The organism is Rothia sp. (in: high G+C Gram-positive bacteria) (assembly GCF_030540545.1).
In the GTDB taxonomy this organism is placed as follows: domain Bacteria; phylum Actinomycetota; class Actinomycetes; order Actinomycetales; family Micrococcaceae; genus Rothia.
Window position 1 is genome coordinate 1 of record NZ_JAUNVZ010000024.1, and the last position, 246, is coordinate 246.

General features: G+C 51.6%; 1 protein-coding gene. It reads right to left on the reverse strand.

Translation table 11 applies throughout. The annotated features are described in order from the left end of the window. Positions 1 to 165 (reverse strand): HAD hydrolase family protein (locus Q4P78_RS09550; protein ID WP_368660903.1); only part of this gene is annotated, 165 nt, incomplete at its 3' end. Positions 166 to 246 lie beyond the last annotated feature (81 nt).

Sequence of the window (246 nt, forward strand, 5' to 3'; positions counted from 1 at the left end):
CACAAAATAGATACCGTGTGCCTGTAAGCGAGGCAGAATACGTTCAAACCGGTCGGTGTCGAAGGTTTTAGCGTCCGTCAGGAAAGTGCCGTCCATATCAACAGCAATTAGACGCGGGGTGACTCTGGGGTTCGCGGACGAGGAGGCAGCAAAGATTTCGGGCATACTAGTTCTTCCGTTCCATGAAGGGTGGATAAGTTTAAGGCTCTCATATCACCACCACCAACGGCTAATAGCGGCGATACC